Here is a 25,493-nt window from a genome sequence, read left to right on the forward strand (position 1 = left end):
ATACTTTCATAAAACGCCACGCCGGAAGCGAGAGATTATCCCTGGAGATTACCCGTTGAGCCGCTACGCTCAAGAGCGGTGGCCCCTCCGCCTCTTGCCTCGTTTGGAACATGGGGGCAGATGAGGCGTCGGAACGGCGGCCGCGGGCCGCGGGCGGGGATGAGCGGGTATGGATCACGAGTGCTTGAAGCAGCAGGCGGCGGCGGCGGCGGTCGCGGAAATCGTCGATGGCATGGTGCTCGGGCTCGGCACCGGCTCGACCGCGGCCTTCATGATCACCCTGCTCGGCGAGCGGATCAAAAGGGAGGGGCTCCGCGTCCGCGGCATCCCGACCTCTGAGCGCACCGCGCAGGCGGCGCAAGCGGCCGGCATTCCGCTCACTGACTTCGCGCAAGACGCGGTGATCGATCTCGCGATCGACGGCGCCGATCAGATCACCAGCGGCCGCCTCGACCTGATCAAGGGGCTCGGCGGCGCGCTTTTGCGCGAAAAAATCGTCGCCGACGCGGCGCGCCGGCTGGTGATCATGGCGGATGCGAGCAAGCTGGTCACGACGCTCTCGGGTATCGTTCCGGTCGAGGTGGTTGCCTTCGGCTGGGAGGCGACGTCGCGCAAGATCGCGGCCCTCGGCGGCCAGCCGCGCCTCCGCCTAACCGCCGATGGCGCGCCCTATCGCAGCGATGGCGGCAATGTCATCCTCGATTGCGACTTCGGCGCGGTTTCCGAGCCGGCGCCGCTCGATGAGGCGCTCCGCCGCCTCGTCGGCGTCGTCGAGACCGGGTTCTTCCTCGGCCGCGCCGATCTCGTCCTGCTCGCCGAGGAAACCGGGGTCAGGCGTCTTGCGCGCGGTGAGTAAGAAAGTCTTTTTGCTTCTTTTTCTTCAGAAAAAGAAGTTTTCTTTCCCCTTTTTGATGGATTCCTGGACTCCATGCGTCCCGTCGTCGTTCTGATCATGGGGGTTTCCGGTGTCGGCAAGACGACGCTCGGGGAAGGGCTTGCGACCGTTCTCGGCTGGCCGTACCAGGAAGGGGATGCGCTGCATTCGCCGGAGAATGTCGCGAAAATGGCGGCCGGGATCGCGCTTTCGGACGCAGATCGGGCGCCGTGGCTGGATCGCATCGCCGCCTGGATCGCGGCGCGACGGGCGCAGGGCGGCGGCGGGATTGTCACCTGTTCGGCGCTCAAGCGCGCCTATCGCGACCGTTTGCTGGGGCCCGTGGGCGAGCGCGGCACGGATGTCGCGCTGATTTACCCGCAAGCCAGCGAGGCGGTGGTCGCGGCGCGGCTGGCGGCGCGGCGCGGCCATTTCATGCCGCCGACGCTGCTCGCAAGCCAGTTCGCAACCCTCGAGCCCCCTGACCCGGCAGAGGCGCCATTGGTGGTCGATGCCAGCCAACCGCCGGCGGCGATGCGCGCGGAGGCCTTGGCACTGCTCGCGGTCAGGGCATGAGCGCCGATTCGCCGGCGCGGCGCGCGGTTGGCCTCTGGCTGATCGTGATCGCGGCGATGATCGGGGTGATGGTGGTTTTGGGCGGGGCGACGCGGGTTTCCGGCTCCGGGCTCTCGATCATGGAATGGGCGCCTCTCTCGGGCGCCCTGCCGCCGCTCTCGGGCGCCGAATGGCGGCGATTGTTCGCGCTCTATCAGCAGATCCCACAATATCATCTGCTGCATGAAGGGATGGATCTCGCCGGATTTCAGCATATTTTCTGGCTGGAATGGGTCCACCGGCTGTGGGGGCGGCTGCTCGGCGTTGCGTTTTTTCTCCCCTTGGTGGTGTTTTGGTGGCGGGGGTGGCTCCCGCGGCGGCTGATTTGGCGGCTGGTCGGGATTTTCGTCCTCGGCGGGATGCAGGGCGCGGTCGGCTGGTTCATGGTTGCCTCGGGATTTTTCCCCGACAGTACGGCGGTGGCGCCGGCGCGCCTCGTAATCCATCTCGGCCTCGCCTTGGTGCTCTATGCCGCCGTCTTGTGGACGGCGTTTTCCGAACTGATCCCCGCCCCACCAGGGCAGCCGGCGGCGCTGGTGCGGGCCGGGGCGCGTCTGACGCTCGCTCTCGTCGCGCTCACCATCCTCGCCGGCGGGTTCGTCGCCGGACTCCATGCCGGGCTCGAGTACAACACATTTCCGCTCATGGAGGGGCGTTGGGTGCCGGCGGGCTATGCGACGCTGACCCCGTTTTGGTACAATCTCATCGCGAATATCGCCGCTGTGCAGTTCGATCACCGGCTGCTCGCGACCACCGCCCTGCTCGCCGCGCTGCTGACGCTCGTCGCCGGGGGCTGGCAGCGGGCGCGGCTCTCGCCCCTGCTGCGGCGTGCCTTGGCGGCGCTGGCGGCGATCATTCTCTTGCAATTTGCGTTGGGTGTGACCACGCTTCTGCTCGTCGTCCCGGCGCCGCTCGCCGTGCTGCACCAGGCCGGCGCCGTGGCGTTGCTCACGGCAGCGATTTTCGCCGTTTATGTTTCGTCTGCCGCCCGGAAGGATCCGCCATGACCCCGCTTGCCGCGACCGACCGCCTGTTTTTCGAGCGCGCCGAGGCAGCCCTCGCCCGCGAAACCGCCGAGCGCCTTACCGCCGAAGCCCTCGCCGGCGCCGATGATGGCGAATTATTCCTCGAATATCGCGAAAGCGAGCAGGTGAGCCTCGATGACGGGCATATCCGCACCGCCGGCTTCGATACCGCGCTCGGCTTCGGGCTCCGCGCCGTCGCGGGTGCGGCGACCGGCTATGCCCATGCCGGCGAGATCAGCGAGGCGGCGCTGCGCCGCGCCGCCGAGACCGTCCACGCGGTGGCCGCCGGCCGTGCCGGCCGCGCCGCCGCGCCGCCGGCGGGCAGCAATGCGCGGCTCTATGACGAGGCCAATCCGCTGCTCCTGATGCCGTTCGAGGCGCGGGCGCGGCTCCTCGGCGCGATCGATGCTTACGCCCGCGGCAAGGATGGGCGGGTCAAGCAGGTGATGGCCTCGCTTTCGGGGGAGTGGCAGGCGGTGCAGATCATCCGCGCCGATGGCCGCCGCGTCGCCGATCTCCGGCCGCTGGTGCGGCTCAATGTCGCGGTTGTCGTGGAAAGCAACGGCCGGCGCGAGACCGGGAGCTTCGGCACTGGCGGGCGCTTCGATTACAGCCGCGTCACCGGCGAGGATACTTGGCGGGCGGCGGTGGACGAAGCGCTGCGCCAAGCGCTCATCAATCTCGAAAGCCGCCCGGCGCCGGCCGGCGAGATGCCCGTCGTGCTCGGCGCCGGCTGGCCGGGGATTTTGCTGCATGAGGCAATCGGCCATGGCTTGGAGGGCGATTTCAACCGCAAGAAAACCTCGGCCTTCGCGGGCCTGCTCGGCCAACGCATCGCGGCTCCCGGCGTCACCGTGGTCGATGACGGAACGCTGCCCGATCGCCGCGGCAGCCTCACCGTCGATGATGAGGGCACGCCGAGCGGGCGGACGGTGCTGATCGAGGACGGGATCCTCACCGGCTACCTGCAAGACCGCCAGAATGCACGCCTGATGGGCATGCGCCCGACCGGGAATGGCCGCCGCCAATCCTATGCGCATGCGCCGATGCCGCGTATGACCAATACCATCATGCTCGGTGGCCAGAGCAGCGCCGAGGAGATGATCCGCTCGGTCAAGCGTGGCTTGTATGCCGTTAATTTCGGCGGCGGGCAGGTGGATATCACCTCGGGCAAGTTCGTGTTCTCGGCCTCCGAGGCCTATCTGATCGAGGATGGCAAGGTGACGGCGCCGGTGAAAGGGGCGACGCTGATCGGCAACGGGCCGGATGCACTGACCAAGGTCGAGATGATCGGCGATGACATGGCGCTCGACCCCGGGATCGGCACCTGCGGCAAGAACGGCCAAGGGGTTCCGGTCGGTGTCGGCCAGCCGACGCTGAAGCTCGCGGCGCTGACCGTCGGCGGCACGGCTGCGTAAGAACTATCAAAAATAGGGTTTTTCGTCCTCGCCCCCGCCCCTCCCCTACCCGTCCCCGAGCGGTAGCTCGGTCTGCAGCGGGCGCGCGCGATGGGTGGTGGCGGCGATGGTGCCGTCGTGGAGTTCGAGGGTGATGGCTCGGCCCGGGCCGATGCTGGCGGCGCTGGTCAACACCCGGCCTTTCTCGCCGCGCACCAGGGCGTAGCCACGGGCCAGCACGGCGCGGTGGGAAACCGATTCGAGGCGGGCGGCAAGGCCCGCGAGATGGGTGCGGCGTTCGCGCAGGCGGGCGGCAAGGAGCGAGGGGGTCAGGCGGGCGAGGATTCGCATCGCGCGGCCGCGGCGCTCGGCGGCAAGGTGGCGAAGCGCCGCAGCGAGCCCGGTTGCGAGCCGCTCGAACCGGTTCCGACGCTGGGTGAGATAGGCGGGGAGCGCGCGGGCGAGCCGCCCGGCGCGGTCATCGAGGCGCTGCGACGCGGTGCCGAGGAGGGAAGGCAGATCGGGCAGTTTCGCCGCCGCGCGGGCGAGACGAAGCCGCGCCGCCTGTAGCCGCCCGGTCAGCGCGCCGGAAAGCCGCGCCGCCTTGTTGGCGAGGTCGGCAAGCAGATCGTCCCGCGCCGGCACCGCGAGCTCGGCGGCGGCGGTCGGGGTCGGGGCGCGGCGATCCGCGGCGAAATCGATCAGCGTGGTGTCCGTCTCGTGCCCCACGGCGGCGATCAGCGGGATCGGCGAGGCGGCTGCCGCCCGCACCACCGCCTCGTCATTGAACGCCATCAGGTCTTCGAGGCTGCCGCCGCCACGCGCGACGATCAGCACGTCAGGCCGCGGGATCGGCCCGTCCGGCGGCAGGGCGCCGAAGCCTTCGATCGCGGCGGCGATGCGAAGGGCCGCGCCCTCGCCCTGCACCGGGACCGGCCAAAGCAGGATCGGGCGCGGAAAGCGGCGCGCAAGCGTGGTGCGGATGTCCTGGAGCACCGCCCCCTGCTCGGAGGTGACGACGCCGATGACGCGCGGAAGCAGCGGCAGCGCCCGCTTGCGCGCCGCCGAGAACAGGCCCTTGGCATCGAGCCGCAGCCGCAGCGCCTCGATCCGCGCAAGCAGCGCGCCGACCCCGGCATAATCGAGCCGCTCGACGATGAGCTGATAGGAGGAGCGGTCAGCGTAGGCCGAGATGCGCCCGGTCGCGATCACCTCAACCCCGTTTTCCGGCTTGAGGTCGAGTTTCTGGGCGGTGAATTTCCAGATCACCCCGGCGAGCTTGGCGCCCTCGTCCTTCAACGCAAAATAGACGTGGCCGGAGGGGTAGCGCTTGCACTCGGTAATCTCGCCGCGCACCCTCACACGGCCGAAATTGCCCTCGAGCGTCCGTTTCACGGCGCCAGAGATTTCCGAAACCGTATATTCCGGGATGTTGGAGACCGGGCTAAGGAGGGGGGGTGTTTCATCGCTCATAGCGGCGAGAGTAAGGATTTCGCGCCGAAGGTGAAGCCTCGGCCGGATTTGGGGTGAAGGGGATAGAATGCGGGTTCTGGTGCTGGGCGCGGGCGGGCGGGAGCACGCGCTGTTATGGCGGCTCTCGATGAGTCCGTTGGTTGCCAAACTCTGGTGCGCGCCGGGCAATGCCGGCACCGCCGAGATCGCCGAAAATCTGCCGATCAAGGCCGATGACGTCGAGGCTTTGGCGGCGTTTGCCGTCGAACACGGCGTTGATCTCGTGGTGCCGGGGGCGGAGGCGTCACTTGTTGCGGGCATTGCCGATCGGCTAGCGGCGCGCGGCATTCGCTGCTGCGGCCCGAGCGCCGCGGCGGCGCGGCTCGAAGGCTCGAAGACGTTTACCAAGGAAATCGCAGCCGAAGCCGCGATCCCGACCGCCGCCTGGGAGAGTTTCGACGACCCCGCCGCCGCCCGCGCCTATCTTCGCCGCCAGGGCGCGCCGATCGTGATCAAGGCCGATGGCCTCGCCGCCGGCAAGGGCGTGGTGGTCGCGGCCAGCCTCGCCGAGGCGGAAGCGGCCATCACTGATTTCATGGAGAAAGGCACACTCGGCGGCGCGGGTGCGCGACTCGTGATCGAGGAATGCCTCGTCGGCGAGGAGGTCTCCCTGTTCGCGCTTTGTGACGGCGAGACCGCAATCTTTCTCGGCGCGGCGCAAGACCACAAGCGCGTCGGCGACGGCGATAAAGGTCCCAATACCGGCGGCATGGGGGCCTATTCGCCGCCGCCGGTGCTGAGTGCCGATCTCCAGAACGCCGCCATGGCGCGAATCGTCCGCCCGGCATTGGCGGCGCTCGCCCGCCGCGGCACGCCATTCCGCGGCATCCTCTTCGCCGGGCTGATGCTGACGCGCGATGGGCCGAAATTGATCGAGTTCAATGTCCGCTTCGGCGACCCGGAATGTCAGGTGCTGCTGCCCCGGCTGCACTCCGACCTGCTCCCGGCCCTGCTCGCCGCCTGCGACGGCGATTTGGCGGGCGTCGATCTCCGCTGGCGGGAGGAGGCGGCGATCACCGTCGTGCTCGCCGCCCGCGGCTATCCCGCAAAGCCGGTTGCGGGTGGCGAAATCCGCGGCCTCGAGGCGGCTGGCGCGGTGCCGGGGGTGCGGATTTTCCACGCCGGCACGGCCCGCGCCGCCGATGGCCGGCTGATCGCCGCTGGCGGGCGCGTCCTCTCCGTCACCGCGACCGCCAACACCCTGCGGGCGGCTCGCGACGCTGCCTACCAGGCGATCGCGCGGCTCGACTTCGCCGATGGGTTTTGCCGCTCCGACATCGGCTGGCGAGCATTGGCGGGCAGCGGGTAGGGAAAGGAATTGTTCTTTTTTGTAAAAAAGAACCAAAAAACTTTTGCCCTTCAGCTCTTCGTCGCGTTAGCGCTGCTGGCGGCGATGATCGTCCGCGCCGCCGACCCGCTCGCCTATACTGTCGAGATTAAGCCGACCGGTCGGGCCGATCTCGATGCCCTCCTCCGCCAGTCCTCGACGCTGATTTCGCTGCGCGGCAAAGCGGCGATCGGCCCCTTCGCCCTTATCGCCCGCGCCCGCCAGGATATCGTCCGCTTTCAAAGCGCGCTCGAAAGCCAGGGATATTATTTGGGCAAAGTCACGATCAGCATTCTCGGGCATGATCTCGACGATCCCGCTTTGCTCGCGACCCTCGATGCCCTGCCCGCCAAAGCGACCGCGCCGGTGGTGGTCAGCATCGACACCGGGCCGCTCTATCACCTCGGCAAGATCGATATCATCGGCGAGGTGACCGATAGCGAACGCGCCGCGACCGGCCTCAAGCCCGGCCAGCCGGCGATCGCAGCGGACGTCCTCGCGGGGCAAGGAAAGCTGCTCAAGGCCCTGAAACATGACGGCCACGCCTTCGCCAAAGTCGCGCCGCCGGAGGCGATCGCGCATGACGATACCCACACCCTCGATGTCAGCTTCCACGCCGATCCTGGCCCGCGCGTCGATCTCGGGCCAGTGACGCTTAAGGGGCTGAAAATGGTCAACCCGAATTTCCCCGAGGGGCTGATCACCTTGAAACAAGGCATGCCCTACGACGCCGATCAGATCGAGCAGCAGCGCCAGCTCCTCGCCGGCCTGCCGGTATTCGCCGGGGTGCAGGCGGAAACGCCCGACCAGCTCGATGCCAACGGCCAGTTGCCGCTCGATTTCGCCGCCACCGAGGCGCCGCGCCATGCGATCAATTTCAGCGGCTCCTACTCCACCGATCTCGGCGCCGACCTCACCGCATCCTGGACCGACCGCAACGTCTTCGGCAATGGCGAGAGCCTGACACTCTCGGCCAGCGCCGATGAAATCGGCGGTCTCGATGCCCAGTATCCCGGCTATAACTTGAGCGGCACCTACACCATCCCGCAATGGCAGCGCATCGATCAGACACTTTCCTTCAATGTCACCGCGTTGCAGCAATATCTTTATACTTATACGCAAACTGCGCTTTACGCGACCTCGACGGTGACGCGCCAGATCACCCCGGCGCTCTCGGTCAATATCGGCGCCGGGCTCGAGCAGGAGGTGATCAGTCAGAACAACAGCAGCTTTTTTTATGCCTTGTTCAGCACCCCGGTCGGGCTGAAATGGGACAATACCAACAACCCGCTGGAGCCGACCAAGGGCGTGCGTGCCACCGCGCAGGTGACGCCGACCGCCTCCCTCGGCGGCTATGATGGGCACGCCTTCTTCGTCATCGGCCAGGGCCAGGCTTCGACCTATATCGACCTCCTCGGCAATGGCCGAACGGTGCTCGCGCTCCGCGCCATGGTCGGTGACATTTGGGGCGCGAGCGAATTCCAGGTGCCTGCCGATCAGCGCTTTTATGGTGGCGGCAGCGCCAATATGCGCGGCTACCGCTATCAATGGGCGAGCCCACAATTCGCCGACCAGTTGCCAGCCGGTGGCCTCGCGATGGATGCCGGCACGGTGGAACTGCGTCAGCGCATCGGCAGCAACTGGGGTGCCGCAACGTTTTTCGATGTCGGCCAGGTGAGCGAGCAGCCCGCCCCCTTCACCGGCCAGACCTATCCGAGTGTCGGCGTCGGCGTGCGCTATTTCACCGGATTTGGCCCCATCCGGGTGGATTTCGCGGTGCCGCTGGTGCAGGTTCCGGGGGATTTCCCGTTCGAAATCTATGTCGGACTCGGGGAGGCATTCTGATGGCGCGCGCCCTGCGGCGTCTCGCGACCGGGTTGGGAGTGGCATTCGCCGCCATCGTGCTGGTGCTGGTGTTGGCGCTGGGGCTCGTCGGTGTTGCCCTCAATACCAGCCCCGGGCAGCATGCGGTCGAGCGCTATGCGCCGACGCTCACCGGCGGCATGGTGCATCTTGCCGGGCTCACCGGGCGCTTCCCCGACCGGCTGCGCCTCGGCGCCCTCGAACTCGATGATGGGCATGGGCCGTGGCTCCGGATCGAGAACGCGGCGCTCGATCTCGACCTCGCCGCGCTCATCGCGCGTGAGCTGCGGATCACCCGGCTGGCGGCGGGCCGCATCCGCGTCGCGCGACTGCCCGAAGCCACGCCTGCACCGGCACCCCCGCCCGCGCCCGCGCAGAGCCACAGCCTGTTCCCGCTTCCGGTCCGCCTCGTGCTCGCGCGGCTCGAGATCACCCGCCTCGAGATCGCGGCGCCGGTCGCGGGGCGGGCGATGGCGCTCGCGATCCAGGGCTCGGCACGGCTCCGCGCTCTCGACGATGCCGAGGCCGCGCTCGATGTCACCGCGCTCGATGACCATCCCGGGCATTATACCGCGCGGCTCACGCTCGCCGGGCCCGATGTCACGGCGCGGCTAAATTTGGACGAGCCGGCTTCCGGACTGATCGCGACCCTCGGCAAGATGCCGAGCCTCGGCGCCATTTCCGCCGCCGCTCATCTCGCCGGGCGACGGACAGCGGCGGCGCTCGGCGTCACGCTCGCCGCCGGCCCGCTGCGCGCCGATCTCTCGGGCCGGGTCGATCTCGATCACCTCGCCGGTGACCTGAAACTCACCGCCAACGCCCCGGCGATGGCGCCGGCGCCGGGCGTCTCGTTCCGCGCGGCAACCCTCGCGGCGACGGCGACGGGGCCATTCGCGGCACCCCGGGCAAGCGGCCATCTCGAGATCGACGGGCTCGCCGCCGCGGGCGCGCGGGTTGGGACGATCACCGCCGATCTTGCTGGCGATACCAGCACTGCCCGCCTCAATGCCCGCCTCGAGGCGATCCATCTCCCGGGTCCGGCCCCCGATCTTCTCGCCACCGCCCCGCTGACGTTCGCCGCCACACTCGCGATGAAGGCCCCGACCCGGCCGGCGTCACTCACCCTCGACCATCCCCTCCTCCATCTCGCGGCCCAAGCGACGCTGGGCGGGCCGATCGCTGCGACGGCGAGCCTCGATCTCCCCGACCTCGCGCCGCTGGCCGCGATCGGCAAGGTCGATCTCGCCGGCCGCGCCCACCTCCTCCTCTCGGCAATGCTTCCTGACGCTGACCTTGCGAGCGCCGATCTCGCCGGCGACGTCGCGATCGCGGGCGGCATGGCGCCGATCCCGGCGTTGCTTGGGACGACGCATCTCGCGGCGGCGGCGCGCTATGACCGCGCGCACGGCGACGTGCCGGAAGCCGCGTTCACCGTCGATGGCCGGGCTCTATCGCTCGCCGCGGCGGGCGGGCTGATCGGTGGTTCGCTGGGATGGGATTGGCATCTCGCGCTTGCCGATCTCGCGGCGGTGAATGCGGCGCTCGCCGGCGCGATCGACGGGCATGGCCACGTCGCCGGCCGGCTCGATGATCTCGCCGCCACCGCACGCGTCGCCGGCCGCGTTAGCGCGGCGCCGCTGCCAGAGACGCCGTTCAGAGTAGAGGTTGCCGCTCAATCCCTTCCGGCCGCGCCGCGCGCCCATCTCACGCTTGCCGCGACCCTCGATCGCGCGCCGCTCCATCTCGCCCTCGATGCCGCGCGCGATGCCGATGGCGCGGCCCGGCTCGCCCTCACCGATCTCGGCTGGAAGAGCCTTGCCGGCACCGGCCAGGCCGAGCTTTCCCCGGCCGCGAGCCTGCCGACCGGGAAATTCACGCTCCGCTTCACGCGCCTCGCCGACCTTGCGCCCGTCATCAGGCAAAACCTCATCGGCAGCGTGACCGCGACGGCAACCGCAGAGCAAGACCGGGCGACGTTGGATCTGACCGCGGACGACGCCGGAATAGCGGGAACGGCGAGCGTCGCCCATGCCCGCCTTGCGGCCAGCGTCACCGCGCCGACGAGCGCGCCGGCGCTTTCGGCACGGCTTTCCCTCCAAGGAATCGCCGCCGGCAGCCTCGCCGGCGATGCGACGCTGTCCGCGGCCGGCAAGCGCGACGCCCTTGTCACCAAGCTCGACGCCAGCCTGAAAAACCTCGCGGGCGCACCGGCCAGCGCCTCGGCCAGCGCGACCCTCGATGCCGAAGCCAAGCGTGTCGCGCTCACCGCGCTTGCGGCGTCTTGGCATGGCGAGACATTGCAATTGCTTTCGCCGATGCATCTGACATTCGCCGATGGTATCGCGCTCGACCGCCTTGCGCTTGGGCTCGGCGCTGCCCGCTTGACCCTTGCCGGCCAACTCACGCCGCGCCTCGATGCGACCGCGCGCCTCGACAATCTCACCCCGGCGCTTGCGGCGCCATTCCTGCCGCAGCTCGCAAACAGCGCCGGGGTCGTGACGATGGCCGCCCATCTCAACGGCGCACCGGCGCGGCCGTCCGGCACGGTCACGCTCACCGCAACCGGCCTCCATGCGTCGAGCGGGCCGGCGAGCGCGATGCCGCCCGCCGATCTTCGCGCCAAGGCCGCTCTCGATGGCCATAAAATCCAGCTCGACAGCGCCCTCGATGCCGGGCGTGACGCCCATCTCGTGGTCGCCGGCGCGGTGCCGATGGACCCGGATGGGGCTTTTGCGCTCACCGCGCGCGGGCGGCTCAACCTCGCGCTCCTCGATCCCATTCTGACCGCCGGCGGCCAACGCGTCACCGGCGCGCTCGCGCTCAATGCCGGTGTCTCGGGGACCCGCGTCGCGCCATCGCTCTCTGGCGGTGCGACGCTCAGCGATGGCGAAGCACGGGATTTCGCGCAAGGGCTCGATCTCCGCGCCATCGCCGCCCGTCTGGAAGCAAGCGGGGAGACCCTGCGCATCGTAAACCTCACCGCCAAGGCCGGGCAGGGAACCATCACCGCTTCCGGAACGATCGGCGCCCTCGCCCCCAACATCCCGCTCGATCTCAAGCTCAGCGCTCAGAACGCGAGCCCGATCACCACCGATCAGCTCACCGAACGGCTGGACAGCGACCTCCATATCTCCGGCGCGGCGCTGACGGCGATCGCCCTCGGCGGCACGGTGACGATCAAGCGCGCCGAAATCACCATCCCCGATTCGCTGCCGCCCACGGTCACGACCCTTCAGGTCCGGCGCGCCGGCGCGCCACCGCCGCCGGCGCAGCCCTCGGCCAGCGGTCCGGACATCACGCTGGCGCTCGCCATCATCGCGCCGGAGGCTGTCTTCATCCATGGCCGCGGCATCGACGCCGAACTCGGCGGCCGCCTCGATGTCAGCGGCGAGGCCAGTGCGCCGGTGGTGAAGGGCGGGCTCACGCTCCGGCGCGGTCTTGTCAGTCTCGGCGGCACCTCGCTCAATTTCACCTCCGGCACGATCGGCTTCGAGGGCGGGCATAGTATCGATCCGGCGCTCAACCTCGTCGCCACCAGCTCGAACGGCAATGTTTCGGCGACGCTCACCGTCGGCGGCTTTGCCTCAGCGCCGAAAATCACCCTCACCAGCGCCCCGGAACTGCCGCAGGACGATATTCTCGCCCATCTCCTGTTCGGGCAATCAGCGTCGCAGCTCAGCGCGCTGCAATTGGCCGAGATCGCCGCCGGAGTCGCGCAGCTTTCCGGCGCGGCCGGGCCGAGTGGGGCAATGGATAGTCTCCGCAGCTCGCTGGGCCTTGATCGCCTGACCGTCGGCACGCCGACCAATCAGACGCCGGGCCCGGCAAACGGGCCGGGCGCGGCGCAATCGGTGCCGACGCTGGAGGCCGGCCGCTACATCGCCCCCGGCGTTTATCTGGGCGCCAAACAGGGCACCACCGGCACCAACGACACCCAGGCCGAGCTGCAGGTCAATCTCGGGCGCGGCGTCAAGCTCGACACCACCGCCGGCAGCGGCTACGGCGCCAACAGCATCGGCCTGAGCTATCAGCTCCAATATTAATATGCCTAACAAGTTTAATAAAATGGTCACTATCTTCCCGGGCACGGGGCGTTCATATAATCCATGCGTGATTAAAATTTTTAGAACGAGCGCCTTCTTGTTCCTGCGTTGACGCCGAAATTAATCTACAAAAAGGAGAAGCTGCGAGCCGTGCTGGTCTGCCAGGAGGCGGTGAGGTGGCTGAAGTGGCTATCGGTGTGGGGGTATATGGCATGAAAACCTCGATTTTGGCCCGGATGCGGCACTCGCTGGCGGGTCCGGCATACGCGGCAACGATGTTGGCGGCATTCCCGCTCCTCACCGCGGCCACGCCGGCGCTGGCGGGAACGATCACCGGTTCCGCCGTTTTGTCCCTCCCGACCGTCAGCCCGTCCATCGCCGGGGACGATCTCTTTTCCCTCATCGCGGCCGGGCGCGGATTGACGTTTTCGGGGGGAACCGGGCTTTCGACGTCTCCCGTCGCCTGGGCCCAAGGAACCGGCTCCTTGACCCCTATGGGGTTGGACGGCAATTCCGCGATCACCGCCTATTCGGGCAATGAGAGCCTTCCGAGCAGCGTCAGCTTCAGTTTTGGCACGCTCGATAATTTTACCCTCGCCTCCGCCCTTGGCACCTTCACCGGCGCGAGTTCAATCACCATCAACGGGCAGCAATACCATTCCGAGATCCTCAACGAAACCGGCAGCGCGGCCTCGGGCAGCGAATCGGTGACGGTCTATGAAGTCGGCAATTTTGTTGCCGCCAATCCCAGCTCGGGGGCGAATATTCTCAGCTATAACGGGGTTTCCTCGCTCGATCAGACGATGAGCATCACGCTCACCTTCAACGAAACCGGGATTCAGGCGTCAGGCGCGACCATCGTCAATAATGGCAGTATCTCGGGAAGCGGCACGATCTCGACCCCCGGCTTGGTGCCACCCACCTCCAACGGCAATCCGCCGGTCCAGGTACCCGAACCGGCCTCGTTGGTTCTGTTCGGGACTGCCCTGTTCGGGCTTGGCGCGGCGCGGCTGCGCCGCCGCTAGAGCAAGGTCGGTTTTGATTGAACCATCCTGTTCAATCAAAACCGACCAACTTGCTCGCCAAAATAGGGGTAGAGCGTGATCGACTTAAACCGATCGCGCTCTGAGCTGCGGACGCGGCCACGCCCAGGAAAAGCGGCCACCCCCGCTTTCGCTTAGGATGGCCGGCAGCGTATCAAATTCATCGCCGAGAGCGACATCACCACGGTGTCGTGCTGATTGATGACCTCGATCGCGCTCCGGATCATGCCGCGATCGGGCTTCGAGCGTGAACGCGCCGCCTCCGTGATCCGCACCCGGATACGAAGCTGATCTCCCGGCCGCACCGGCGCGCGCCAGCGCAGCTCATCGATGCCAGGCGAAGCAATGCTGGTCGATGAGAGGAAATGCGTCGCAAGCAGCCGCATCATCAGCCCGGCGGTGTGCCAGCCGCTCGCGATCAAGCCACCGAACGGGCCGGACGCGGCGGCCTCGCGGTCGATATGGATCGGTTGCGGATCGAATTGCCGGGCGAACGCGATGATCTCGGCCTCGGTCACGCTGACCGGGCCGTATTCATACGCCGAATCGAGCGGATAATCCTCGAAATAGCGGATTGCGGCCGGGCTTGGCGGATCGCCCGTCATGGCGTCCGCCGCTCCACGGGCCGGCGGTGCCCCCTCCCCCGCGCGGGTGTCAAAATCCCTCGCGCTCCAATCGCTTGCGTTCCATCTTGCGGGCCCGGCGCACCGCTTCGGCGGCCTCACGGGCGCGGCGTTCGGAGGGTTTCTCGTAATGGCGCCGCAGCTTCATCTCACGAAACACACCTTCGCGCTGCAGCTTTTTCTTGAGCGCCTTGAGCGCCTGATCGACATTATTGTCACGAACAACGACTTGCACTTGGCGGCTTTCTCCTTTCGCTGGATCGCGGCCGCGGGCCGATCCCGCGTCGCAAACAAAAGACGCCCGGTGGGCGGCCTCTGCCGTCCGGGCGAGGCGCTATAGCACGCGCCAGCCTCTCGCCAAAGCTTTTTCCAGCGCTTATGTGGAGACCATGGCCATTTTGAAGATCGCCCGCATGGGGCATCCCGTGCTGCTCGAAAAAGCCGCCCCGGTCGATGACCCAACGGCGCCGGAAATCCGCCGCCTGGTCGCCGATATGATGGAAACGATGCTGGACGCGCCCGGCGTCGGGCTCGCGGCGCCGCAGGTGCATGTGCCGCTCCGGCTCTTCGTCTATCGCGTCCCCGCGGCCCGCGGCGGCGATGACCCGGAAGACGCGCCGCTCGCCCCGAGCGTTCTGATCAACCCCGAGATCGAGCCGCTCGGCGACGATATTCGTCTCCGCTGGGAGGGGTGTCTTTCGATCCCCGGCCTTCGCGGCGCCGTGCCGCGGCCGTGGCGCATCCGCTATCGCGGCCTCGATGCCGAAGGGTCGCCGGTTGAGCGCATCGCCGCCGGATTCCATGCCGGCGTCGTGCAGCACGAGACCGATCACCTCGATGGTATTCTCTACCCGATGCGCATGACCGATTTCCGCCTGTTCGGCTTCGATCAGGAACTCGCGCGCGCGGCGGAGCAAGCCTCGTGACCGAGATATCGGCCGATCCCATCCTCAGCGCACGCGAGGCGGCACTCGAACGCCTGCTCGCCGAGCCGGACTTTCCCGGCTGGTCGCGCGCGGCCCTCGCCGCCGTCCTCCGCCGCCACGGCGAGGCCGAAGCCGAGGCGACGCGGCTCTTTCCCGGCGGCGCGCTCGACATGATCGATGCGTTCACCGCGCGCGCCGATCGCCTCATGGTCGCGCACGCCGATCTCACCGGGCGCGGCCTGACCGGGCGGGTGCGGGCACTGCTCGCGGCGCGGCTTGCGGTCATGCGGCCGCATAAGGAGGCGGTGCGTCACGCGCTTGGCCGGCTCGCGCTCCGCCGCCACCGGCTCGCCGCCCTCCGCCTGCTTGCCCGCAGCATGGACGCGATCTGGCACGCCGCCGGCGACGAGGCCACGGATTTCTCCTGGTACACCAAACGCGCGACGCTTGCCGGAATCTATAGTGCGACGCTGCTTTATTGGCTCGCCGACGCCAGCCCCGATGACGCGGCGACGCTTGCCTTTCTCGACCGGCGCCTCGCCGGGCTGAAAACCTTCGGCCAGTGGCGCGCACGCCTGCAAACCCGTCTGCCATTTGCCTGCGGCACCCTCGCGCCCTCTTGAGACCACTCCGCGGCTTGCCCAGATGATTTGTGAAAGCATCCCGCCGGCCGCCACAACCGGGGCCGGGCGGGGGGTCGCCTAAGTCACGAGGGACATCATCATGGATATCGAAAAATTCACCGAGCGCGCGCGGGGGTTCCTGCAGGCCGCGCAAACCATCGCGATTCGCGAATTCCACCAGCGCCTCGGCGCCGAACATCTCCTAAAAGCGCTGCTCGACGATGAGGAGGGTGCCGCCGCCGGCCTGATCCGCGCCGCTGGCGGCAGGCCGGAGGCGGCCAAGGCGGCGGTCGACGCGGCGATCGCGAAGCTGCCGAAAGTGCAAGGGAGTGGCGCGGGACAGCCGCAGGCCGCGCCCGATCTCGTGCGCGTGCTCGATGCCGCCGAACAGGCGGCGCGCAAGGCGGGCGATGAGTTCGTTGCGCAAGACCGTGTCCTGGTCGCGCTCGCCAGTGTCGAGAGCCCCGCCGCCCGCGCTTTGGCGGAGGCCGGGGTGACACCGCAGACGCTGGAAAAGGCGCTCAATGACATTCGCAAGGGTCGGCGCGTCACCAGCGCCAATGCCGAGGCCAATTTCGACGCGCTCAAAAAATATGCCCGCGATGTCACGCAGCTCGCACGCGATGGCAAGCTCGACCCGGTGATCGGGCGCGACGAGGAAATCCGCCGCACGATTCAAGTGCTCGCCCGTCGCACCAAGAACAATCCGGTGCTGATCGGCGAGCCTGGCGTCGGCAAAACCGCGATCGTCGAGGGGCTTGCGCTTCGCATCGTCAATGGCGACGTCCCCGAGGCGTTGGCGGGCAAGCGCCTGTTGGCGCTCGATCTCGGCGCGATGGTTGCTGGCGCCAAGTTCCGCGGCGAATTCGAGGAGCGACTCAAAGCGGTGCTCAAGGAAATCGAGGAAGCGGGCGGGGAGATCATCCTCTTCATCGACGAGATGCACACCCTCGTCGGCGCCGGCCGCGCCGACGGCGCGATGGATGCCTCGAACCTCCTCAAACCCGAACTCGCGCGCGGCGCGCTGCATTGCATCGGCGCGACAACGCTCGATGAATATCGGAAGCATGTCGAGAAAGACGCGGCTTTGGCGCGGCGCTTCCAGCCGGTCTATATCGACGAGCCGAGCATCGAGGATACGATCAGCATCCTGCGCGGCATCAAGGAGAAGTACGAACTCCATCACGGCGTGCGCATCACCGATGGCGCCATCGTCGCCGCGGCGACTCTTTCCAACCGCTACATCACCGACCGTTTCCTGCCCGACAAAGCCATCGACCTGATCGACGAGGCGGCGAGCCGGCTGCGTATGGAAGTCGACAGCAAGCCGGAGGAGCTCGACGAACTCGACCGCCGCATCCTCCAGCTCAAAATCGAGCGCGAGGCGCTGAAACGCGAGGAAGATGCGGCCTCGCGCGAGCGGCTCGAAAAACTCGAGAAGGAACTCGCTGACCTCGAGGAAAAATCAGCCGCCAAAAGCGCCGCCTGGGTGGCCGAGAAAGCCCAGCTCATGGAGTCGCAAAAGCTCAAGGAGAGACTCGACCAGGCGCGGAGCGAGGTCGAGATCGCGCAGCGCCGTGGCGATCTCACCCGCGCCTCCGAACTGCTTTATGGCGTCATCCCCGATCTCGAAAAGAAGCTGACTGCCTCCCATCAGGAGGGCAAGCTCGTCAACGAGGCGGTGACCGAGGAACAGATCGCCGGTGTCGTCTCGCGCTGGACCGGCGTCCCGGTCGATCGCATGCTCGCCGGCGAGCGCGCGAAACTCATGCGCATGGAAGAGGAATTGCGCAAGCGCGTGGTCGGCCAGGAAGATGCCCTCCGCGCCGTCGCCAACGCCGTCCGCCGCGCCCGCGCCGGCCTCCAGGACCCGAACCGCCCGATCGGGAGTTTCCTCTTCCTCGGCCCGACCGGCGTCGGCAAGACCGAAACCTGTAAGGCGTTGGCGGAATTCCTGTTCGATGACGAGCGCGCCATGGTCCGCATCGACATGAGCGAATTCATGGAAAAGCACAGCGTCTCGCGCCTGATCGGCGCGCCGCCCGGCTATGTCGGCTATGACGAGGGCGGCGTGCTGACGGAAGCGGTGCGGCGGCGGCCCTACCAGGTGATCCTGTTCGACGAGGTCGAGAAAGCGCATGAGGATGTGTTCAACGTCCTCCTCCAGGTGCTTGATGACGGGCGGCTGACCGACGGCCAAGGGCGGACGGTCGATTTCAAGAACACGATCATCGTGCTCACCAGCAATCTCGGCAGCGACATCCTCGCGGCGCAACCCGAAAATGAGAGCACGGCGATGGTCCATGGCCAGGTGATGGCGGTGGTGCGGGCGCATTTCCGGCCGGAATTCTTGAACCGCATCGACGAGATCATCCTCTTCCGGCGCCTGCAGCGCAGCGATATGGCGGCGATCGTCGAAATCCAGCTTGGCGCCCTCGCGAAACTGCTCGCCGACCGTCACATCTCGCTCATCGTCGATCAGACCGCGATCGAATGGCTGGCGCGCGAAGGCTTCGATCCGGTCTATGGCGCGCGGCCGCTCAAGCGGGTGATCCAACGCAATCTGCAAAACCCGCTCGCCGGGCACATCCTCGAGGGCAGCGTGAAGGATGGCGACACGGTGCGCATCAGCGCCGGACGCGACGGACTCCTGATCAATGGCGAATTGGAAAACGCCGCCTAGAGCAAAGTAGGTTTTGATTGAACCATCCTGTTCAATCAAAACCGGCCAACTTGCTCGCCAAAATAGGGGTAGAGCGTGATCGACTTAAACCGATAGCGCTCTAACGGAAAAAGAAGGAGAAACCGGCTCTCTCAAACCCGCTAAAAACCCTCCCCCCGCAGCGTCGGTGCCGATGGCACTGACGCTGCCAATCTTTGCGCCCGCCATCCTCTGCCGCGCGTTGCACCGAAGCGCCGCCCGTCATTCCACGGGGCATCAGATCGTGCCATAGAAGGGCCGCGCGCCCGAATCTGCGAAATGCCGAGCGTGACAATAGACGTAGCGATACGTTACCGATACGCGAAAGCCGCCTTGAAATAGGATTTATGTCTTATTCTATGGCGTTATACACAGGGCAAATCGTATTATTACGCAAGATTGCAAACCAACCGTGGTTTTCGCATTGTCGCGGCCGCAACCCTGATGTTACCTTTCGGAATGGATTTGCCATTTCGAGGGGGGTTCCATGCCAGTCCGGCGACGTGGTGGTGTTTTCTGCTTTTTGGGTTCGTTGTTTCTGCTCGGAACGCCGATATCTCTGCATGCTCAGCAGGCGAGCTCTTCGCAGAACGCGCATGAGCCGCCATCGCGCCCTGTCGCCTCCTCTCAGGCACGGCGGCATGGCCGCTCTGGACACAAGGCCCTGCCTCACGATTTGGCAGCGGGGCGGCGCGGAAATAAATCCTATTTCCAGCGAACCTCGTACCATACGTCGGGGCATGTCCTCCAATGCGTGCCGTTCGCTCGCGCGGTTTCGGGGATCGATCTACACGGCGATGCCTTTACCTGGTGGGATAAAGCGGCCGGCGTCTATGCCCGCGGCAACCGACCCGAGATCGGCAGCGTGCTCGCCTTCCGTGCCAATCGCGCCATGCGGCTCGGTCATGTCGCGGTGGTGAAGCGGGTCATCAACTCACGCGAGATCGAGATCGACCACGCGCATTGGGGTCAGAATCGCGTCACCCGTAACATGATAGTCATCGACGTCTCGCCCGCGAATGATTGGACGGCGGTCCGCCTCGCTCTCGACAACCAGGGCAAATTCGGCAGCATCTATCCCACGTACGGCTTCATCTATGATCGCGCCGTCGGGAATAATTTCGCTGCTGCCGGCGAGCCGCGGGCGCTCCCGCTCAATCCCGCGCCGCGTGATCTTCGCACGCCAGCCGAGCGGCAGACGACGCCGGTTCTGACCGCGATCCCGATGGCCGACGAAGTGGCGGAGGCACCCGCTTACGACACCCTCACCGCCGACGCGCCGGAACGCAATCTCCGCTAGAGCAAGGTAGGTTTTGATTGAACCTTCCTGTTCAATCAAAACCGGCCCACTTGCTCGCCAAAAAATAGGTGTAGAGCGTGATCGACTTATACCAGCCAGCCGAAAGAATGACACGTCGCTTGAAGACGGTTGGCTGGTATCTTTTTGATGTTGCGCGCAGCCGCCACACCAACCCTGCGCGCATACCGGTCAGCGATTTCGCTGACCGGTATTAAACCGATCGCGCTCTAGCGCGCCGACGCATTCCGTCGAAGCAGCCGCCCGTCACTGCGCTAGCGTCACCGGAATGCGGAGATAGCTCACGCCATTGGCCTCCTTGGGCGGCAGGGCGCCGGAGCGGAGATTGACCTGGATCGAGGGCAGCAGCAATTGCGGCGTCGCGAGGGTTTTGTCGCGCGCTTCACGGAGGGCAACGAATTCGTCCTCGCCGATACCGTCATGCACGTGGATGTTGTGCGCACGTTGCGCGGCAACCGTGCTGACCGCGGCAAAGTCGTCGCGGCCCGGCGGTTGATAGTCATGGCAGAGAAATAGCCGCGTCTCTCCCGGCAATGCCAGCAGACGGCGGATCGAGCGATAAAGGGTGCGCGCGTTGCCGCCGGGAAAATCGGCGCGTGCGGTGCCGTAATCTGGCGCAAATAGGGTATCGCCGACGAAAACCATGTCCGCGACGCCGTAGCTGACGCAGGCCGGGGTATGCCCCGGCGTTGCCATCACCCAAGCTTCGAGCGACCCGATCTGGAAACGCTCGCCATCCTCGAACAGGTGATCGAATTCCGCGCCGGCGCCGGAGAGGTCGGTTGCGTTGAACACCGGGCGGAAGATTTGCTGCACCTCGCCGATGCGGGCGCCGATGCCGATTTTGGCGCCGGTCTCGCGCTTGAAAAACGCCGCGGCGGAGAGATGATCGGCATGGACATGGGTCTCAAGACACCAATCGATGCTCAGCCCCCGCGCCGCGGCCGCGGCCAGGATCGCCGCCGCCATCCGCGCCGAGGCCTTGCCCGAGGCGTAATCGAAATCGAGGACCGGATCGATCACCGCCGCGACCTTGGTCTTGGGATCGGCGAGGAGATGGCTCAGCGTGTGCGTCGCCGGGTCGAAGAAGGAGGTGATCTCCGCGCTCATGACACCCGCCGCGCCTCGATCCGCTGCCAGATCGCGGCGGCGAGATTGGTGCCGTCGAAGCGCGCGATTTCCTGAATCCCGGTCGGCGAGGTGACGTTGATTTCGGTGAGCCAGTCCCCGATCACATCGATGCCGACGAAAATCAGCCCGCGGTCGCGCAACATCGGGCCGATGCGCGCGCAGATGTCGCGCTCGCGCGGCGTCAGCAATGCTGCTTCCGGCCGGCCGCCGACATGCATGTTCGAGCGCGCCTCACCCGCCGCCGGCACCCGGTTGATCGCGCCCATCGGCTCGCCATCGACGAGGATGATGCGCTTGTCGCCGGCGCGCACGGCGGGCTCGTAGCGCTGCACCATGAGCGGCTCGCGCGAGGTTGCGAAATGCCATTCGAGCAGGGCCGCGAAATTCTCGTCATCGGGGCGGATGTGAAAGACGCCGGCGCCGCCATTGCCGAACAGGGGTTTGACGATGATGTCCTGGTGGGTTGCACGAAAGCCGCGAATGGCCTCGACGTTCCAGGCGACCATGGTCGGCGGCATGAGGTCGGGAAAATGCGTCACCAGCAGCTTCTCGGGCGCATCCCGCACCGCGCGCGGATCGTTCACCACCAGGGTCCGCGGGTGGATATGTTCGAGGAGGTGGGTTGCGGTGATATAGGCCATGTCGAAGGGCGGATCCTGGCGCATCAGAACCACGTCCATGCTCGCAAGATCGAGCCATTCGGGTTTGCCTGCGGTGAAATGATCGCCGGCCCGGCGGCGGACCGAAACCGGGCGCGCGAGCGCGCGCAGCACGCCATCCTCGAGCACCAGATCGCGGACATGGTAATACCAGAACGCGTGCCCGCGAGCCTCACCCTCGAGCATCAGGGCGAAGGTGGAATCCGCCTCGATATTGAGGCTTTCGATCGGGTCCATCTGCACGGCGATTTTCATCGTGGTCTTGGTCCTTGGTTCAAAGCGCAACCTCATGTCTCAGAGCAGCGATTTTCCCCGAAAAGGCAATGCCCGCAGCGCGGCCAAACCGATAAAAATTTTTTGGTTCTTTTTTGTAAAAAAGAACGATCTTTCTTTTACGTCTTCCCTCACACATGAGGGCCCGACCTAAAATTTAACGGATCTCGTAAACTATGAGGTCATTCGGGCGCGCTATGCAAGCGCCATGCAGAGGCGGCATGGCGCGCGAGATTTCCGCCCGAGACGGAATCCTATAGGATCACTGATCTCCGGCGGTGACCGCAACCGCGACCGCCAGAGTCTCGGCGGCGTCGCCGCGTCTAATCCCGCGCGTCGGCGCCGCGGCGAGATAATCGAGGCCGACGCTGGTGCGGATATAGGCTTCGGTCGGGCAAACGCCGTTCGAGGGATCGAACCCAACCCAGCCAATGTCAGGGACAAACGCCTCCGCCCAGGCATGGCTCGCCTGGTCGTGCTCCGGTGCCATCCCGGTCCATAAATACCCGCCGACATAGCGCGCCGGAATGCCGCGGGCGCGGGCGGCGGCGACGAAGAGATGCGCGTGATCCTGACAGACCCCGCCCCCGCGCGCGAGCGCCTCGGCGGCGGTGGTAGCGGTATCGGTCACCCCAGGGCGATAGGCAACCCGCTCGCCGACGGCACGCATCAGCGCATGCAGCACGGTGAGCACCGAATTTCCCCCTCCGATCCCGCGCGCAAAATCGACGATCGCCGGCTCCGCCGCGGTGAGCCTCGTCTCGCGCAGGAAAAACGGCGGCGGCAGCGGCTCGGCGGCACCGCGCACGACGCCATCCGTGGCCTCCGTCTCGACCTCGCCGGCGACCAGGATGGTCACCGCGCGGTGGGGATGATTGATCGCATGGCAATGGACGATGTTGCCGAACCCGTCGATGAAAGAAGGCAGCGGGCGGCCGGGCATGACGCGCACCTGCCAGGAAAGCACGCGCTGCCCGTCATGCGGGCGCGGGGCAAGGCGCAGCAACTGGGTCATCGCCATCACTGGGGCATCATAGTGGTAGCTGGTCTCATGCCGCACTCGCAAACGCACGCCCACCCCGCTCACATCAAGTAGAGGCGGCTGATCTCGCCGCCGAGACGGGCCGTCTGGTCGAGAAAGGCGACGAGGAATTGATGCAGCCCGGACTGAAAAATATCCTCGATCCGGCCGAAGCGAAGCCGCGCATACATCTCGCCGGCGAGACGATGGCATTCCCCGCGCTTGCCGCCATAGGTGTCGGCAAGGAGATCGAGATGGCGGGCGATCTGCTCCATGCTCGCGCGCAGCGACCGCGGCATCTCCGGGCGCAACAGCAACAGCTCGGCGATCAGCCAGGGCTGCAAACGGTCATGATAGATCCAGTGATAGCTTCGCAACGCCGAGACCGAGCGCAATATCGCCTGCCATTGATAATAATCGAGAGCGCCGCCAACCCCTTCATCGCGCGGCAGCAGAACGTGGTATTTGACGTCGAGCAGGCGGGCAGTACTGTCGGCGCGCTCCAGAAAGGTGCCGAGGCGCGTGAAAAAGAAGGCGTCGTTGCGCAGCATGGTGTTGGTATAGGCGCCGTTGAAGAGCAGCGAGCGCTCTTTCACCCAGTCGAGAAAATCGATCAGGCCGTGCGCAATGATCGCCGCGGGATCGAGATCGCGGAGCCGCATCCAGCTCTGATTGAGCGCCTCCCACATATCGACGGTGAGCGCGGTGCGCACCGCGCGGGCGTTGCGGCGCGCGGTTTCGAGGCAGGAGAAGATGCTGGACGGGTTATCGGCATCGAAGACCATGTAGGCGATCACCGCCTCGGCCTCGGCGGTCGGGTATTTGCCGAAAAACCCATCCTCGCAGCCAGCGGCGCGGAGCGTCGAGTGCCACTCATTGCCGGCATTGCCTAAAGAATGGGCAAGGCTCGCCATGCGATGCCCGACCGTCAGGATACGGGCGACGTTCTCCGCCCGCTCGATATAGCGGGCGAGCCAGAACAAGCTGTCGGCGGTGCGGCTCAGCATCACGCCTCCAGCACCCAGGTATCCTTGGTGCCGCCGCCCTGGCTGGAATTGACCACCAGAGACCCCTCGCGAAGCGCGACGCGAGTCAGCCCGCCAGGAACGATACGGATCTCCTTGCCGACCAGAACGAAGGGGCGAAGAAGATCGACATGGCGCGGCGCGATCCCGCTCTCGACATAGGTCGGGCAGGAGGAGAGCGCGAGCGTCGGCTGCGCGATATAATCACCGGGGCGGGCACGGAGGCGGGCCGCGAAGACGTCGCGTTCGGCGCGGCTCGCCTGCGGGCCGATCAACATGCCATAGCCTCCTGAGCCCCGCGCCTCCTTCACCACCAATTCGTCGAGATGGGCGAGGACATAGGCGAGATCCTCGGCGCGGCTACAATCGAAGGTCGGCACATTGGCGAGCAGCGGCGCCTCGCCGAGATAGAAACGAATCATCTCCGGAACATAAGGGTAGACTGATTTATCGTCGGCGATGCCGGCGCCGACGCCATTGGCCAGCGTCACGTTGCCGGCGCGATAGGCGCCGAACAGGCCGGGGACGCCGAGTGTCGAATCGGCGCGGAAGGTCAGCGGATCAAGGAAATCGTCATCCACCCGGCGATAGAGGACATCGATCCGGCGTGGCCCTTCGGTGGTGCGCATGAAGACGGTATTGTCTTCGATGAAGAGATCCGCCCCCTCGACGATCTCGATCCCCATCTCGTCGGCGAGGAAAGAATGCTCGTAATAGGCGCTGTTGAAGGCGCCCGGGGTCAGCAACGCGACCGCCGGCTCGCCAGGGCAATGCGGCGGGGCAACCGAGCGCAGGGTCTCGAGCAGATCCTCGGGGTAGTGCGAGACCGGCGCGACGCGATGGCGCCCGAGCAGGCCAGGGAACAGGCGCATCGTCGCCTCGCGGTTCTCCAGCATGTAAGAAGCGCCCGAGGGCACCCGGCAATTATCTTCGAGCACACAGAATTCGCGTGGCCCGAGGCGAACGATATCGATGCCGGCGATATGAGTATAGGCGCCATGGACGGGCATGAAATCCTGCATCTCGGGGCGAAACCCCTCGTTCATGAGGATGAGCGCCTCGGGTATCCGCCCGGCGCGGAGGATTTCGCGCCCCTGATAGACATCGACGAGAAACGCGTTCAGCGCCCGCACCCGCTGGCGAAGGCCGCGCTCGAGAAAGGCCCATTCCTCCGCATCGAGCACCCGCGGAATGATGTCAAAAGGGATCGTGCGCTCGGGATTGCCGCCTTCGGTATAGACCGCGAAGGTGATGCCGACGCGGCGGAACAGAAGCTCCGCCTCCTCATGCTTGCGGCGGAGGAGATCGGGCGGGAGATCCTTGAGCCAATCGCGGATCATGGCGTAAGGCGCACGGCACATCCCCGCATGATGCATTTCGTCGAACCCGGCGGAGCCCGCCCCCTGCCTCGCCACCGGCAGATCGCTCTCTGGCTGCGCCATCGCTTCCCCGCTCGTTCGCATCGGACGGAGAAACCTTAGCAAACCTCATGCC

20 protein-coding genes are annotated in these 25,493 nt (G+C 66.4%); 12 read left to right on the top strand and 8 right to left on the bottom strand.

What is annotated here, in order from left to right; all coding sequences use genetic code 11:
• Window positions 1-169: 169 nt before the first annotated feature.
• The 4 genes from rpiA (at window position 170) to tldD (ending at window position 3,932) form a co-directional block, all read left to right on the top strand.
• On the top strand, window positions 170-856 hold the full coding sequence (gene rpiA / locus DEF76_RS11505; RefSeq protein ID WP_114912449.1) for a ribose-5-phosphate isomerase RpiA: 687 nt from the start codon (window positions 170-172) through the stop codon (window positions 854-856).
• Window positions 857-928: 72 nt separating this feature from the next.
• Window positions 929-1,450, top strand: a complete 522-nt coding sequence (locus DEF76_RS11510; RefSeq protein ID WP_114912450.1) for a gluconokinase — start codon at window positions 929-931, stop codon at window positions 1,448-1,450.
• Window positions 1,447-2,496 (top strand): COX15/CtaA family protein, encoded by a 1,050-nt coding sequence (locus DEF76_RS11515; RefSeq protein WP_114912451.1) that lies wholly within the window; start codon window positions 1,447-1,449, stop codon window positions 2,494-2,496. The genes DEF76_RS11510 and DEF76_RS11515 overlap by 4 nt, the downstream gene beginning before the upstream one ends.
• Window positions 2,493-3,932 carry a metalloprotease TldD gene (tldD, locus tag DEF76_RS11520; protein WP_114912452.1) on the top strand — a complete coding sequence of 480 codons (1,440 nt, stop codon included), beginning with the start codon at window positions 2,493-2,495 and terminating at the stop codon, window positions 3,930-3,932. The genes DEF76_RS11515 and tldD overlap by 4 nt, the downstream gene beginning before the upstream one ends.
• 45 nt (window positions 3,933-3,977) lie before the next feature.
• Here the strand turns inward: tldD and xseA are convergent, their stop codons facing one another.
• Entirely contained in the window at window positions 3,978-5,384 is a 1,407-nt protein-coding gene (xseA, locus tag DEF76_RS11525; RefSeq protein ID WP_114912453.1) for an exodeoxyribonuclease VII large subunit, read from the bottom strand.
• Window positions 5,385-5,451: 67 nt separating this feature from the next.
• On the opposite strand from xseA, the gene purD reads away from it, so the two are divergent.
• The 4 genes from purD (at window position 5,452) to DEF76_RS11545 (ending at window position 13,681) form a co-directional block, all read left to right on the top strand.
• The gene (gene purD / locus DEF76_RS11530; protein ID WP_114912454.1) at window positions 5,452-6,732 is read left to right on the top strand and encodes a phosphoribosylamine--glycine ligase; all 1,281 of its coding nucleotides are present in this window, start codon (window positions 5,452-5,454) and stop codon (window positions 6,730-6,732) included.
• Between the two features lie 9 nt (window positions 6,733-6,741).
• Complete coding sequence (locus DEF76_RS11535; RefSeq protein WP_114912455.1) at window positions 6,742-8,595, top strand: autotransporter assembly complex protein TamA; 1,854 nt, start codon at window positions 6,742-6,744, stop codon at window positions 8,593-8,595.
• Entirely contained in the window at window positions 8,595-12,656 is a 4,062-nt protein-coding gene (locus tag DEF76_RS11540) for a translocation/assembly module TamB domain-containing protein (protein ID WP_114912456.1), read from the top strand. Before DEF76_RS11535 ends, DEF76_RS11540 begins: the two co-directional genes overlap by 1 nt.
• Before the next feature lie 176 nt (window positions 12,657-12,832).
• Window positions 12,833-13,681, top strand: a complete 849-nt coding sequence (locus DEF76_RS11545) for a PEP-CTERM sorting domain-containing protein (RefSeq protein ID WP_162800612.1) — start codon at window positions 12,833-12,835, stop codon at window positions 13,679-13,681.
• A gap of 152 nt (window positions 13,682-13,833) precedes the next feature.
• Here the strand turns inward: DEF76_RS11545 and DEF76_RS11550 are convergent, their stop codons facing one another.
• Both DEF76_RS11550 and rpsU read right to left on the bottom strand, forming a co-directional pair.
• Complete coding sequence (locus DEF76_RS11550) at window positions 13,834-14,304, bottom strand: MaoC family dehydratase (protein ID WP_114912458.1); 471 nt, start codon at window positions 14,302-14,304, stop codon at window positions 13,834-13,836.
• Window positions 14,305-14,353: 49 nt separating this feature from the next.
• A complete protein-coding gene (gene rpsU, locus DEF76_RS11555; protein WP_114912459.1) occupies window positions 14,354-14,557 on the bottom strand; it encodes a 30S ribosomal protein S21 in 204 nt (67 codons plus the stop codon).
• 154 nt (window positions 14,558-14,711) lie between these two features.
• Between rpsU and def the strand changes: the two genes are divergently transcribed.
• From def to DEF76_RS20365, 4 genes are all read left to right on the top strand, one after another.
• Window positions 14,712-15,248: a peptide deformylase gene (gene def / locus DEF76_RS11560; RefSeq protein ID WP_114912460.1), complete on the top strand. Its 537-nt coding sequence runs from the start codon at window positions 14,712-14,714 to the stop codon at window positions 15,246-15,248.
• Window positions 15,245-15,871, top strand: coding sequence for a COQ9 family protein (locus DEF76_RS11565; RefSeq protein ID WP_114912461.1), 627 nt, complete (start codon window positions 15,245-15,247; stop codon window positions 15,869-15,871). Before def ends, DEF76_RS11565 begins: the two co-directional genes overlap by 4 nt.
• Before the next feature lie 100 nt (window positions 15,872-15,971).
• Entirely contained in the window at window positions 15,972-18,554 is a 2,583-nt protein-coding gene (gene clpB, locus DEF76_RS11570; RefSeq protein ID WP_114912462.1) for an ATP-dependent chaperone ClpB, read from the top strand.
• 505 nt (window positions 18,555-19,059) lie between these two features.
• Window positions 19,060-19,872, top strand: coding sequence for a CHAP domain-containing protein (locus DEF76_RS20365; RefSeq protein WP_114912463.1), 813 nt, complete (start codon window positions 19,060-19,062; stop codon window positions 19,870-19,872).
• 264 nt (window positions 19,873-20,136) lie between these two features.
• Here the strand turns inward: DEF76_RS20365 and DEF76_RS11580 are convergent, their stop codons facing one another.
• The 5 genes from DEF76_RS11580 to DEF76_RS11600 all read right to left on the bottom strand — a co-directional run bounded on the left by DEF76_RS11580 (window position 20,137) and on the right by DEF76_RS11600 (window position 25,462).
• Window positions 20,137-21,000: an MBL fold metallo-hydrolase gene (locus DEF76_RS11580; protein WP_114912464.1), complete on the bottom strand. Its 864-nt coding sequence runs from the start codon at window positions 20,998-21,000 to the stop codon at window positions 20,137-20,139.
• Window positions 20,997-21,935 carry a glutathione synthase gene (gene gshB / locus DEF76_RS11585; protein WP_240318987.1) on the bottom strand — a complete coding sequence of 313 codons (939 nt, stop codon included), beginning with the start codon at window positions 21,933-21,935 and terminating at the stop codon, window positions 20,997-20,999. Before gshB ends, DEF76_RS11580 begins: the two co-directional genes overlap by 4 nt.
• 280 nt (window positions 21,936-22,215) lie before the next feature.
• Complete coding sequence (locus tag DEF76_RS11590; protein ID WP_114913845.1) at window positions 22,216-23,025, bottom strand: transglutaminase family protein; 810 nt, start codon at window positions 23,023-23,025, stop codon at window positions 22,216-22,218.
• Window positions 23,026-23,036: 11 nt separating this feature from the next.
• Window positions 23,037-23,981, bottom strand: coding sequence for an alpha-E domain-containing protein (locus tag DEF76_RS11595; protein WP_114912466.1), 945 nt, complete (start codon window positions 23,979-23,981; stop codon window positions 23,037-23,039).
• Window positions 23,981-25,462 (bottom strand): circularly permuted type 2 ATP-grasp protein, encoded by a 1,482-nt coding sequence (locus DEF76_RS11600; RefSeq protein ID WP_456303832.1) that lies wholly within the window; start codon window positions 25,460-25,462, stop codon window positions 23,981-23,983. The genes DEF76_RS11595 and DEF76_RS11600 overlap by 1 nt, the downstream gene beginning before the upstream one ends.
• Window positions 25,463-25,493 lie beyond the last annotated feature (31 nt).

This window comes from Acidibrevibacterium fodinaquatile (assembly GCF_003352165.1).
In the GTDB taxonomy this organism is placed as follows: Bacteria; Pseudomonadota; Alphaproteobacteria; order Acetobacterales; family Acetobacteraceae; genus Acidibrevibacterium; species Acidibrevibacterium fodinaquatile.